The 13,216-nt window shown below is 61.9% G+C and carries 8 protein-coding genes; all 8 read right to left on the bottom strand.

Going from position 1 to position 13,216, the window contains the following annotated elements:
* Positions 1-229: 229 nt before the first annotated feature.
* Positions 230-2,242 carry an RTX toxin gene (locus tag EH240_RS20545; RefSeq protein ID WP_245436220.1) on the bottom strand — a complete coding sequence of 671 codons (2,013 nt, stop codon included), beginning with the start codon at positions 2,240-2,242 and terminating at the stop codon, positions 230-232.
* A gap of 170 nt (positions 2,243-2,412) precedes the next feature.
* Entirely contained in the window at positions 2,413-3,918 is a 1,506-nt protein-coding gene (locus tag EH240_RS20540; RefSeq protein ID WP_245436218.1) for a lipopolysaccharide biosynthesis protein, read from the bottom strand.
* 66 nt (positions 3,919-3,984) lie between these two features.
* Positions 3,985-4,932 (bottom strand): sulfotransferase family protein, encoded by a 948-nt coding sequence (locus EH240_RS20535; protein ID WP_125001983.1) that lies wholly within the window; start codon positions 4,930-4,932, stop codon positions 3,985-3,987.
* Positions 4,933-4,998: 66 nt separating this feature from the next.
* Positions 4,999-6,318, bottom strand: coding sequence for an HlyD family type I secretion periplasmic adaptor subunit (locus EH240_RS20530; protein ID WP_125001981.1), 1,320 nt, complete (start codon positions 6,316-6,318; stop codon positions 4,999-5,001).
* On the bottom strand, positions 6,315-8,513 hold the full coding sequence (locus EH240_RS20525) for a type I secretion system permease/ATPase (RefSeq protein WP_425374814.1): 2,199 nt from the start codon (positions 8,511-8,513) through the stop codon (positions 6,315-6,317). The genes EH240_RS20530 and EH240_RS20525 overlap by 4 nt, the downstream gene beginning before the upstream one ends.
* A gap of 21 nt (positions 8,514-8,534) precedes the next feature.
* Positions 8,535-9,905 (bottom strand): polysaccharide biosynthesis/export family protein, encoded by a 1,371-nt coding sequence (locus EH240_RS20520; RefSeq protein ID WP_245436216.1) that lies wholly within the window; start codon positions 9,903-9,905, stop codon positions 8,535-8,537.
* A gap of 137 nt (positions 9,906-10,042) precedes the next feature.
* Entirely contained in the window at positions 10,043-11,263 is a 1,221-nt protein-coding gene (locus tag EH240_RS20515; RefSeq protein WP_125001979.1) for a glycosyltransferase, read from the bottom strand.
* Positions 11,264-11,454: 191 nt separating this feature from the next.
* Positions 11,455-13,068 (bottom strand): nucleotidyltransferase family protein, encoded by a 1,614-nt coding sequence (locus tag EH240_RS20510; protein ID WP_125001977.1) that lies wholly within the window; start codon positions 13,066-13,068, stop codon positions 11,455-11,457.
* Positions 13,069-13,216: the final 148 nt, after the last annotated feature.

Genomic DNA, 13,216 nt, shown 5'->3' with positions numbered 1-13,216 from the left:
AGAACCACATTCACGTTGGCCCTCCCGGCCAGTCGTAAGCTTTCTTTCATTTTGACACCCCGACCGCTCGCGGCACGACAGAGTGCCGCGAGCGGTCGGGGTATTTGTTTGTCGGGGTATTGTTTGTCGGCGGGGATCAGCCTGACGCCTGCAGGGCCGAGCCGGCCGAGCCGAAGGGTCCTCCTTCGGCCGGCCGAAATCGCCCCCCCTCGATCGCCCCCTCGTCAGATCAGGCGAGCAGCCAATCGTTCAAATGGAATTCATAGATCTTGCCGTCGTTCTCGGTCGGATGCGAGTCGTTGTCCACACCGCGATCGACGATATAGAGGCTCATTTGGTGGCTCGGATCGTCGCTGCTCGGCGCCAGCGCAAGCCCCGCAGGCTTTTTCGCGTTGGCGGCGGAGATGTCGAGCGTGCCCAACAGCTCCCCGGTCGGCGTCACCATTGCTACCGAGTACCGCGACTGGATGATGTAAAGGAGGTCGTGGACCGGGTCGTACGCAATGCTCTCGTCGGAAGGGGTTCCGAGCGATCGTGCGGAAAAACTCGTCACGACATCGTCGCCGCCCGTGCTCGGGACGCCGTCGAATCTGCCGTTCTGGCCCGGAGCGATGGTGTAGATCGTCTGCGTTGAGCCATCCGCGAGATACAGCACGCCACGGTTTGTGTCATAGGCAAGGCTTTCCGGGTCCGAACTGCCGAATGCGGACGTCTTGAACGAGGTCACTTTATCGTCGACCGTGTTGTAAAGCCCGTCTGACCCGGGGTTGAGCTCGTACACGCTCTTCGTGCCGGTGTCGTCCGCAAAGAACAGATGGTGGTTCGCAGGGTTATAGGCGATCCCGGCCGGCTCATCGGAAAAGCTGATGGTGGTGAGCGTGCCCGCCAGGGTGCCGTTCAGATTCATCTGGTAGAGATTCTTGCCGGTAAAAATCGACATCTCGTCGACTTCGCTGTCAGCAACCAGCAGTGTGCCAAGGTGAGAGATATAGACAATATCCGTGGGGTCGGGGCTCGGCGGCGACCACTGCGAGGTCAGGATGGTATGGGCCAAGGTCACTGATGTCGGCAACTGGCCGCCACCGGTGACGTCAACCTTGAAGGTATGAGTGTCGAAGCTTCCGTCGGACGAGGTGGCTGTGACGTGGAGGTTGACCGACGGTTCGGATTGGGCATTGAGCGTGCCCGCGCTCGATCGCGTGATGACTCCGGTGCTGGAGTTGATGGCAAAGCGTGCGTCATCGATCGTGTAGGTGACCGTCGAACCGGCATCGGGATCCTTGGCCGAGGCGGTGATGCCGACCGCCGTGCCGGCCGCGGCATTCTGGAGGATTTGGTTGGCCGCGGTGTTGGCATCGGGCGGAGTATTGAAGGCGACCGGCTCCGGGCTGTTGAGGACGGCAAGGGTGAATGCCTGATTGGCCTTGCTGCCGTCGGAAGAGGTTGCCGTCACCGTCAGATTGATCGACGACTGGGTCTCGAAGTCGAGCGTGCCGGAGGCCGAGCGGGTGATGACGCCGGTGCTGGAATTAATAGCGAAACGCGAATCGTTGAGGCTGTAGGTGACGGTCGCGCCGGCGTCGGGATCCGTGGCAGAAGCGGTGATCCCGGTGGGTGCCCCTGCCGCGGCGAGCTCGGCGATCTGGTTGGTCGTGGCGTCGGCATCGGCGGGTGTGTTGAAGACCACCGGGTTGCCGGATCCGGGCAGGATATATTCGATGTGCAGCAGCGGCGCGCCAGCGGGATTGTACTCGTATGAATCGGCCGTGCGCGTGCCGGTGCCGGTGATCAGGAACGCCATGTCGTTGAGCGCCGCCCAGCCCGAGCGGTTGACGATCTCCTGAACGATCGCCGAGAGGTCGGGCGTGCGCTCGGCCAGGCCCTGTTCGCCTATCGTGGTCCAGGGGTCCGGGACCCAGGCCGTCGACGCGTCGGTGGTCGCCCTTGACGACACGTTGAAGCTGACGCTGGTGAAGGCGTTTGCGTCGTCGGTATCTTCGCCCTTGATCAGCACAGAGGTTGCGTCCGTCTTCACCTCGTTGGCCTGGAATTGGATGTAGGCGCTGGTGATGATGGCGCCTTGCGGGATATCGATGCCGGTAAAGCGGAGGCCGACCGTTTGGCGGGTGCTGCTGTCATAACCCAACTCCAGGTCGTTGATGTTGGTCGAAATCGAGCCGGAGCCTTTCTCCTCCACATCGTCGCCTGCGGTCGTCACCCTTGTTTCGAACAGTTCAGCCATGACAAGTCTCCCTCCCCATTTCCCTCGACTAAGAACGCAATCTCCGCGTGCCCGACCGGGCGTCACCGTCGGCACCAAAATCGAGCACGGCAGTGGTGACGTTGCGCGTGAAAGGCATGCCGGAAATTCCTGACCGGGCGATCAGTACAAACGTCGAGTTGCGTCCTCGATCAGTCCGTTGCCTGCTTCATCCTCGGCCACGCGGGCACCACTGCCGCGAGCAAGCGCAGCAGTGACAGGCCTTCCCGCCCAAGGAACAGCGACGGCAGCAGCCAGCACAGCAGCAGGCCCCCGACAGACGCCAGCAAGGCCGTATCGATAAGCAGCGGAAGAGGAGATAGCTGGATGGCGCGCAGCCACCCCACGAATGCCCAGGCGCTCGTTCCGACAACGCCCGCGAGCGCGAGGCCAGGCAGATGCGCCAGGAAGAAATCCGCCCACGTCATCCCGGTCACGCGAAGGCTTAACTGCGCCATGAGGAAGAAATTGACCCCGAAGGCTGCTCCGACGCCGAATGCCACGCCTTCAATGCCCCAGAGTTGCCCGATGAGGGAGCCTGCGAAGACACCGATGGTGAAGACGGCCTGGCGCCAGGCGCGAGCGTAGACGGTGCCCGTCGCGCGCGAGACGGAATCGCTGAGCTTGTAGCTCGTGCGGAACAGCATGCCGAACGCCAGGATCTGGAGCGGCGCGACAACGCCTATCCATCCCCGTCCGAGAATGACCTTAACCAGTTCGGGCGCGACGATCGCCACGACCACGCTGGCTGGCAGGACGAGCAGGGCGCAACCCGCGACCGCGCCGCGATAGGCGCGCGCAAGCCGCGCGGGTTGCTCCTGGACCAGCGCCATGGTCGGGAACAGCACGCGATCGAGAACCTGGCCGACGATGACCGCCGGCGCCGTCATGAGCTGTGACGACAGGCCGTAGAGGCCGAGCGCATCGGCGCCGAGCCAGCGGCCCACGACCAGCCTGTCCGCCTGGGTGGCGAGGTAATTGCATACCCGGGCAATGGTGAAGCCGCTTCCGAAATAGAGCAGTTCGACGATGGCGCGCCACTCCAGCAGGGGCCGCATCGGATGCGGCTGGCCGGCGAGCAGCACGATCATGCGGATGAATTGCTGGATCAGGAGCGCGCCGACAAGCGCCCAGATGCCGAAGCCGAGCCAAGCCAGGATCGGGCCGGCAACGACGTAGCCCACTGCAAAGGCACAGGCGTCGATGAGGGCGAGCCAACGGAACCGCAGCGCGCGCTGGGCGGTGGCCAAAGCCACCATGGAAGCCCCTTGAAAAAGAAACACGAAACAGATCGCACGCACGACGGGCGCCAGATCGGCAAGCCGAAGCAGGCCGGCAATGGCGGGTGCCATCGCCCAGACCAGCGCCGATACAGCGACGCCGAGCAAGCACGACAGGGTGAATCCGGCGCGAAGATGCCGCTCCTCCAGCTGCGGCCGCTGCACGATCGCTGGGGTAATGCCAAGTCCCTGGAAGATGGCTGAAAATTTGATGATGATGAGTGCTGCGGAGTAAAGGCCGAACTCGTTGGGCGAGAGCAGCCGGGCCAGAATGACGAGAGCGACAAGCTCCGCGACAGCGAGGGCACCCATGGACAGGGCCGTCCAAAACATGCCTATGACGCTGTGTTTTGCCAGCCCGCGCCGGTTGTTGCTCACGCCTCTCTCCACTTGCCTGGTTGCTTATTCGACCGATCAAAGCGGGCAGCCAATGCATCTCCCCGCTCAGCGGGAGGACGGAATATCCGGATGGCCGTGCTGAAACGACAATGGAGGTCGCGTTGGCCGCGAGCCCTGTTCAACGAGAAGGGACGGGATCTCGTAGTGGTAGAACCCCATCTCATCCCGGACCTCCGGGATGATCGCTGCCAGTTGGCTCGGATCCAGGCGGAGCCACTTCTGCTGGCGGCCGGGATCGATCATCTCTTTCGCTGCGCACACGATGCGGTCATCGCAGTCCAGGCCACAATGCTCAAATATGCCCCGCAGAACCCGCTCGGGATCCTGGATGAGATCCTCATAGCGGAACGAGAATACGCGGCCGTTGACTAGCCTGGCGAGATCTTCTCGGGCCATTCGATTGCCGCGCGCCCACTGGCGCGCGATCACCGTCAGTTTTTCATGCTCCTGCAAATCCCGATCTATTCCCTTGTAACGCGGCCCATAGATCGATGTGTATTTTCTTCGCAGTATCCTTTTGGTGACTATCTGCTTTATAACATCTCCCGCGTAATAATGAACTTGCGTGACCGGCGTGTCTTTCAACAGCCTCAGGAGACCTTTAAAACTCTTTGGACGCTGCCATTTAAGCTCCATGGAGCTGATATAAGAGAAGGGATTCCTCGAGATATATAGAAATATAGCCTCCGGAAAGATCTGATGGATAAATGGCACGCGCAAAACATTGGCGGGCGTATTTTCCATGATTTGCCGATTGCCGTGCCGCAACTGATATTCGAGGAACCGGTTGCGAATGTAACGGACGACCTTTTCGGTCGCGTCGGCTTTGACAAATTCGTCATGACGCCGTGCCGGATCGGCATAGAGCCACAATGTTTTTGGTTCGTACCAGGTAACGACATCCGGGTGCAGCCCCATCAATTTCTGCGTGATGGTGGTGCCCGACCGGTAGTTGCCAATCAGAAAGATCGGAGGTTTCAGCTCTGTTGCCATCTTGATAGGTCTCCCTCGCCACAGGTGAGAAGATTGCAGCGACCCGTACGACAAGCTGCGGCGTGCCTACTGGTCCCTGAACGCACGCATCATCTGGTCCGTCAAAGGCTTCATCAGGTATGAAAGCACCTTGCGGTCGCCAGTCCGTATGAACGCTTCCACCGGCATGCCCGGAACGAGCGAGACGGGGCCGAGCTTCTTAAAATCCTTCGGGTCGGGCGTGATGCGCACCGCGTAGTAGATTTCGTTGGTGTGCTGATCGCGCGTCACGTCGGCCGCGATCATGGAGACCACACCTTCCGTTTCGGGCGTGGTGCGGACGTTGAAGGCGGTGAAGCGAAGAAGCGCGCGCTGACCGATCAAGAGCTGGTCGATGTCCTGGGGTGCGGCCTTCACCTCGACCGCGAGAGTGTCGGTGTCGGGCACGATCAGCATGATCGGCTCCCCCGCGCCGATCACGCCACCCAAGGTATGGATTGAGGATTGATGGACCGTGCCGCTGGCGGGGGCACGAATATCGATGCGCGACAGCTGGTCCTCCGCGGTGACCTTTCGCTCCTCGAACTCGGCGATCTTGGCTTCGACCTCGCGCAATTCGCTCCCGGTCTCGCTGGAAAACTCCTTGTCGAGCTGCAGGATCTGGAGCTCGACTTCGGCGATCGCCCCCTTTGCCTGCGCTATGCTGGACACAACTTGCGCCCGTTCACCCTCGATGCGTGTCGCCTCGCGTTCATATTCGGTCAGCTTCGACTTGAGGGTGAGCCTCATTTCGACAAGACTGCGGATGTCGACGAGCTCGTCGTTGATCAGCTCGATCTCCTTCGCCTTTGCCGATTCCTGCGCCGAATAACCCTCGATCTGCTTTCCGAGTTGCTCGATGCGTTCGCGCAAGCGCGCCTTGTTGCCAGACACCTCGGTGCGACGAAGCTCGAACAGCCGTTGTTCGCTGGCCACCGTGGCTGCAACCTCAGGGTCGTTCATTCCCGCGACAAGCGTCGGAGCAAGCGTCATCCGCTCGCTGCCGTCACGCTCGGCCTCGAGGCGGGACTTTCGCGCATAGAGCTCATCCAGATTCTTCGTCACGTAAGCCAGGCTGGCACGCGGAACGGTGTCGCTGAGCTGGACCAGAATGTCTCCGGCCCGGACGCGGTCGCCATCGCGCACGAAAATCTTGCCGACCACGCCGCCGGTCGGGTGTTGAACTTTCTTTTCGCTGGTGTCGACGACCACCGCGCCGTGTGAGATCACTGCTCCCGAAATATCCACCGTGCCGGCCCAGACTCCCATTCCGCCGACGAGCAATGCGACGATGGTCATTCCGCCCAGCAGATTGCGGCGGATGGATCGCCGGTTGGAACGCGACCTGTTCGGAAGGGCAACAGTCATTTCCCCGTGTCCATGTCCGGGGCGGTCATCAACTCGGCAGTCGGAGTGAGCTTGAAAACCGGCTGCAGGCCAGCGGTCACGGCCTGCGACGTAGGCAAGAGTTTCGACAGAACACTTTCTCTCGTGCCGAACATCTGCATCTGGCCGTCTTTCATCACGAGCAGGAAATCCACCGTGCCGAGAATGTTGGGCCGATGCGCCACGATCGCTACGATGCCGCCGCGCGCCTTGGTTGCGAGGATGGCGCCGGCAAGCGCGATCTCGCCTTCACTATCGAGATTAGAGTTGGGTTCGTCGAGGACCACCAGGAACGGATCGCCATAGAGCGCACGCGCCAGGGCAACGCGCTGGCGCTGGCCGGCCGAGAGCGTTGTTCCGCCCTCGCCGATCTGCGTCTCGTAACCGTTGGGAAGACCGATGATCAACTGATGGACGCCCGCGGCGCGGGCGGCGGCGACAATGGCCTGGGGGTCCGCCCCAGGATCGAAGCGGGCGATATTGGCGGCGACCGTTCCCGCGAACAGCTCGACGTCTTGCGGAAGGTAACCTATGTAGCGGCCAAGGCGTTCGGACGACCACTGATCCAGCGCGGCGCCGTCCAGCTTGATACGGCCCGCCAGTGGTCGCCAAGCGCCGACCAACCCACGAACGAGGCTCGATTTGCCGGAACCGCTTGGTCCGATGATGCCGAGCACCGAGCCGGCGCCGAGGCTGAATTCCACACCTTGCACGATGATGCGTTGAGCGCCAGGCGCAGCGATCGCGATGCGTTCCACCGTCAGATTCGAGCCGGGCACCGGAAGCGCCATCGGCTGAGCGTCTTGCGGCAACCGGGCGAGCAACTTCGCCAGCCTGCTCCAGCTCTGGCGTGCGGCCACGAAGTTGCGCCAATGGGCGATGGCAAGATCGACGGGCGCCAGCGCACGGCCTGCAAGGATGGAGCCGGCGATGATGACCCCGGAAGTCGCCTCACCCTGGATCACAAGCCAGGCGCCCACACCCAGCATTGCCGACTGAAGCATCAGTCGCAAGGCGCGGGCGAGGCTGCCGAAGCCGCCAACGATATCGCTGACACGCTGCTGCTGCGTAAGATGCTCGCGGCTCGCTTCGCGCCAGTGGTCGTGCAGGCGTTTGCCCATGCCCATCGCCGCAAGCACCTCCGCGTTGCGCCGGCTGGCCTCGGCGAAGCTGTTGCGCCTCACTGCAGTCAGAACCGCGGCGCCCATCGGCTTGCGCGTAAGGATCTCGGTCGCGACCGTCAGCGTCACCAGCACGAACGCGCCGCAAGCGGCGGTTATCCCGAGGGTCGGATGAAGGCTCCAGATGATCGCCAGATAAAAGGGCAGCCACGGAAGATCGAATAGCGTGCCGGGCCCGGCACTCGACAGAAAAGTACGGACGCTGTCGAGATCGCGTTGCGGCTGCAATCCATCGCCCTGCTGGCCGATGTACAGGGGCAGCCTCGAAACGGCGGTGAACACGCGCCCCGCGACCGCTTCGTCCAGCTCGGCGCCGATCCGGGTCATGATGCGGCCGCGCACGAGGTCGATGACGGCCTGCCCCACAAACAGAACACCGGCCAGTATCGCCATGGCGATCAGAGTCGGGACGCTGCGGCTCGGCAGCACGCGATCGTAGACCTGCAACATGAACATCGCGCCGGTCAGCATGAGGATGTTGCTCACGCCGCTAAAAACCGCGACGCCCGCGAACGCGGCCTTGCAGGAACGCAACGCGCAGGCCAGCTCCGAGCCCGGCGCCGGCTCCCGGATCGAGGACCGGGCGTCGGCGCTCGGGAACGCGCCTGGCAAGTCGCTTGTCCGTCTCCACCTTGCGTTGCGGACGGCTGCAGCAAGCAAGCCCAGCGCCGCGACCGCCATGAAAACCGGGAGAGCGCCCGGACCGGCCAGCAAGGTCAGCGGATCGGAAAAATGGCGCCAGCCAGGGACCGTCGCGATATCAACAGAGCGCGGCAGAAACTCCGCTCCCGCAAGCGCAGCGGCGAGGAGGAGCAGGATTGCACCCGGGATGCGCGACCGGACGATGAGGCGGCGGCGCCGGGCCCTGCGCGACGTCTTGTGGCGCGCCGTTGCGCGGAGGAGGTTTAGCGGCCTCTGCTCGGCTTCGACATGGGAATTCGCCCGCTGGGGACGGGCCCCAAAGGCTGTCAATGCCGCGCCAAAGATCACGATCAAGTTCCGAAGATCTGTGTCGCGCTATTGGCCGACGACGCTTGGCTGGATAGCCGGATTTGCCGCATTGGGGGATGCTATTGTTCCGGAGTCCGGAGCGTAGAATCCCTTGTTGGCCACAACGGATACCTCGATGACATCGCCAGCTCTCACTTCCGTGTTTTCATCAGCGACGATGTCGTGGGCGATCTTCTGCTCGCGCCTGAAAATCGAAATCTTCACCGAACCTTGCAGATCATCCAAGGTTCTCTGCTCGCCGTAAGTGAAGATAAAGAGAAGCTTGTCGGCAACATATCTTATTTGACTTTGAGTCTTCCCAAGCTCGACCTGCGTGTCCTGGATCTGGGCGATCAGGTCCATGTCACGACTCTGATGCTTCTTTCGCAGCTCACTTTCCGCGTTCAGCATCGCCTGCTGAGCCTGTTCCTGCTGAAATTCGGTCTGCGCCAGTTCAGCCCGATAGCTGGTATGCGCTCTTTCCGCGCTCATGACATTCGAGTTGGTTATCAGGCCCTTTTCCCGCAGAGACCGGGCAGACTGAAGCTCTTGCAGTTGGATGTTCGCGGTCTTTTCCCGTTCGTCGCGGGTGGCGGCAACCATGGCTGCTTCCTTCTTCGCCCGATCCAGCGAGGTCTCGAGGTAGGAAATGTCATCCCGATATGCGGCAAGTCGCGCGTCCAGCTGCGCCTGTTCGGACGCGATGATGCCGGCGATCAACTGCCCGCCAAACTCGACCGGCGGATCCGGCGGAGCAACGAAGGACTTATCCTGTCGACTTTCCGCCTGGAGCCGAGAGAGACGGACCTTCAGGCGATATTCTTCTATCGCCAGATTTGCGCGCGCGCTTCGCAGGTCAGCTATTTCCAGGGCCGGCTCCGTGTTTCCCACAGCCGTGGCGCGAAATCCGCCTGCTATGGCAAGCGCATGGCGAACCGTTATTCCCGGTTGAAAGGGATACGATCCAGGGTGGGCCACCGTTCCGGAGATAAAAAATGGCCGGTATTGGCCGATCTCCACTTTCACGAATGGCTCGAGGATGAGCTTCTGCTGCTGAAATGCCTGCTGAATGGCCTGCGAAAGGGCAACGGTGGTGAGGCCGCGCGCTCGGATATCACCCAACATTGGCAGTGATATCGAGCCCCGATCATCGACCACGACTTCCAGCGGATAGGATTGCTCGCCGATCACGGAAACGCGCAGGATGTCACCGGTGTCGAATGTATATCCATCCGCACGGGATGCACCTGCGGTGAGCAGAACAAAGGCAACGGCGAGGCTACCGATCGTTGCGAGCATGCGTCCGCCCGCGGGGCCGAATTTGGGAAATAGCCGTCGGCACCAGTCCTTCGTTCGCGAAGGCTTGGAAAGAAATTGCTGGTCAGCACGCATACGCATCGTCGGTACTCCGGTTGTCCAGCCTGCTGCCATCGGGACCAATCGACATTCGTCGGCCGGGCGTGACAGGAGGTTCTTCGTACGGTTCGAGAAGTAAGCCTTGAATTCCGAGCTCCATCGGAGCAGCAAAAGGCTGGTCAAAATCCGTGCAGCCCGAAGGTTTGCCCAGCGAGTCGACCGCGAATTCGTGCCTCGTTTGGCCTTGCGGCTGGAAGGGCCGGGTCTAGGACGGATTGATAAATCTGCTCGACGCTTTCGCACATGGACTCCAGCCCCCAGGACGACAGGTCGGTGCGTTTCGCGCCATCAGCCAGTCGAGCGCGATAGTGCTGGTTCTCAAGCAGATCGGTGACGGCCGCCGCTGCGGCGCCCACATCCTCGGCTGGCGTCACAATTCCGTTCACGCCATGCTGGACGACCTCTTCCACGCCCGGCAAGTGCGAGACTACGCTGGCTCGACCACCCGCCAGATACTGCATCATGACGCGAGGCAATCCCTCTCGCATCGACGTCAGCACGCACACGTCCGCCAGGCTGATCAGTCGTTCGGGCTCGCTATGGTAGCCGATCATACGAACGTTGTTTGCGAACCGGGATCGTTCGATCGCCGACGCAACATCGGATCGCGCCGGTCCGTCACCGGCGAGCAGCAGCCGCACGTTCGGAATTCGGTCAACGACTTGCCCGAATGCTTCAATGAACTCGACGTGGCGTTTTCTTGGTTCCAGCGCGGCCAGCATAAGGACCACCGGCGGCTTTGGCTCCCCGGCTGCCGTCCCCAGGAGCAGATGCGGCTCTTGCGGCCAGCGCGCGTTCGCGAAACGTGCCAGATCGAAGCCGGAGTGGACAACATGGTGCTGATCGGGGCCGCCCAAATGATTGGCGATGCAGATGTCGCGCATAGCCTGGCTGACATCGATGAAAGCGCGCGTGAACTTCGCGGCCAGGCGTTCGGCGGCCAGGAATATCAGCCTCTGCCCGTTGCCCACATGCACGAAAGGCAAGATGTGCACGCCATGTATGATGCCAGGGATATTGGCTTCCCTGGCGGCGAGGCGGCCGACGATGCCGGCTTTGCTTTGATGCGTGTGCACAATGTCGGGCTGCCAATCGCGCATAAGGCGGGTGAGTTGACCGAACGCAGAAATGTCGCGGGATAGCGAAATCGGGTTGATGAGTTTTTCCAGGGTCACCACTCGAAGGGCTCCGGTAAGGGACGCCCGTAGCCTTGGGTCGTATTCCGCGCCGTGAACCAACAGCACTTCATGGCCGTGCCGCGCCTGAGCGAGACAGCAAGCCAACGTGTTCTCTTCGGAGCCGGCACGAAGCAGTCTGGTGAGCACATGAAGGATTTTCATCTTGCTTGTACCTCAGGGACATGAAATCCGGGGCGGCGCATTCGAGAGATCGAGCGCATCGAGCGGGAGCGCCCGAGGCTCCTTCCGCGGCTTTCGGGCGCGGGCCGGGGTCGCCTGTCGTCCGGCGCGATCGCGGAAAAAGCTGCACGTACGGGGATGATGCGGGGCGGATGGACCGCCTGTTTTGCCTCTCAGAGAGACAGCCAGATATGCCTGAACAACTCGCGGCCGACCGCCTCTATGCCGGCGCTTGCGTCAACGGTTCGGATGTCCTTGTCCTTGGCTCGCAGTTCCGCCATCAGCGACAGCCGCGCATCGAACGCTTCTTTCCTGATTTCCCCGGGCTTTCGCTGCTCGGAGACCGCAAAATCTGAAACGAGGTGCAAAGTGAGATCTGGCCGGCATCCCGCCATCTTTTCATAAAGTCTCTGCTCAAGCCGGGCGAGAGCTGACAAGCCCGGGACGGAGAACAGGTGAGGGGGAATGGTCGGCCCGTCCAGATATCCCCTGCAGAGCGCCTGCGGCCACCTGTCACAAACGACGATCAGGCCGCGCGTCGCCCATCGATGCGCACGTTTCACGACAGCGTATCGCTCAAACGCGATCAAGACCGCCCATAGCGCCAACGCGGCAGCGACAACTCCTCCCTTCGACCAAGCTCGGCCGGAGGAATCTTTTCCATCGTTCTGGGCCAGGGACTTCAGGCGGCGTCTATGGGGAAAGACCACAGTCTGCAGCGCCTTGCGAATCCACCATCCATTGCCATCGCCAGTTCCGACATAGGCTTGGGCACACCCGAATTTCCACCCGAATATCTGCGTCAGCCGGTCAGCCTGAGTGCTCTTGCCCATGCCGTCGGGACCTATTAGCGCCACCACCAGTCCGCCCGCCGCCGGCCGTCTCTTTGGTGGAAGGCGCCCCGGCATCAGGCGCTGAAGGAACCTCACGGCGAGATAGGAGGTCTTGCGTGCCAGATGGACCGCGGCATCGGCGATTGCGTAGCGTCCCGCGTAGCCACACATTTCACGGATCGAACGCCGCAGCCTGGCTAGATCTCCGCGGTGGGCGACCAAACCGTCAGCGCTTTGCAGGAACCTGCAGCGCGCCGTTCTTGCGCCGCCAAACGTGTAGTCCACGACTTGCAAACCTTGCTCGTCGGACGGGAATGGCAGGCGGGCAAAATGCTGCTGCCAACCTTTATCGACGGCGATCCATTGCCTCCACGGCAGCGCCCAGGCCCGGAACGCGAAACGGGCAATCGCTATTCGAAGCTCGTCCTCGGGAGAGACCACCGGAACCGATACGCCGTCGACAGAAATCGACTCCCATCGCGCGATCGCCGCATAATCGAATGCCGGGTAGCGCTTACGAAACTCCCAGCCGACCCGGGCACCGATATGCATGTCGAGATGGAGATATCGGCCACGCGAGAAGTCAGGCAGGAACCAGTCTTCTCTGCCGGCGCAGACATTGTCGTAGCAGGAGAGGCTCACGCTGCGACGGCCGTGCAATTGACACACGATCGAGCAGAACACCGGGTAGTCACGCTTGTCCAAAAGGACATCCAGATCATCACGGCCGGCAAATCCGTCATGCAGCGACGCGAGATCCTGAATTATTCCGTATTTGAGGCCGGCCTCATTGAATGCTCGAAACAGTTCGCTGGCGATCGGCAGTGCCGGCGCCGCTTCGATTGGCCGGAAAGCGCTTCCACCAGTTTCTGCCTGGCTGTCTGACGCGTCCACGCCGAGCGCCCTGGCTGACGCTGATCCATTCGCTCCCGGCGCCAAAGCTTCCGCCAGCATCGCTGCCTTGGCCTCTGGAGCCCAGCGGCGATACTGTTGCGGCTGGAGACGATCCTGAAGGTCTCCGGGCCCGGCCGAACGGAAGGCTGCCGATTTGGACTTGCGTGGAGGTTGCAAGGGATTTTCCGTGATTGAACGCGGGCGAGCG

Origin of the sequence: Mesorhizobium tamadayense (assembly GCF_003863365.1) — a bacterium.
In the GTDB taxonomy this organism is placed as follows: Bacteria; Pseudomonadota; Alphaproteobacteria; order Rhizobiales; family Rhizobiaceae; genus Mesorhizobium; species Mesorhizobium tamadayense.
The sequence above is the reverse complement of the archived record's forward strand: the minus strand, read 5'-3'. Positions and strand labels throughout refer to the sequence as shown.

Bases quoted from the DNA above. Each gene is read 5' to 3' on its own strand.
- EH240_RS20510 (WP_125001977.1), bottom strand. From the start codon at position 13,068: ATGCTGGCGGAAGCTTTGGCGCCGGGAGCGAATGGATCAGCGTCAGCC.
- EH240_RS20530 (WP_125001981.1), bottom strand. From the start codon at position 6,318: ATGACTGTTGCCCTTCCGAACAGGTCGCGTTCCAACCGGCGATCCATC.
- EH240_RS20545 (WP_245436220.1), bottom strand. From the start codon at position 2,242: ATGGCTGAACTGTTCGAAACAAGGGTGACGACCGCAGGCGACGATGTG.
- EH240_RS20535 (WP_125001983.1), bottom strand. From the start codon at position 4,932: ATGGCAACAGAGCTGAAACCTCCGATCTTTCTGATTGGCAACTACCGG.
- EH240_RS20520 (WP_245436216.1), bottom strand. From the start codon at position 9,905: ATGCGTATGCGTGCTGACCAGCAATTTCTTTCCAAGCCTTCGCGAACG.
- EH240_RS20515 (WP_125001979.1), bottom strand. From the start codon at position 11,263: ATGAAAATCCTTCATGTGCTCACCAGACTGCTTCGTGCCGGCTCCGAA.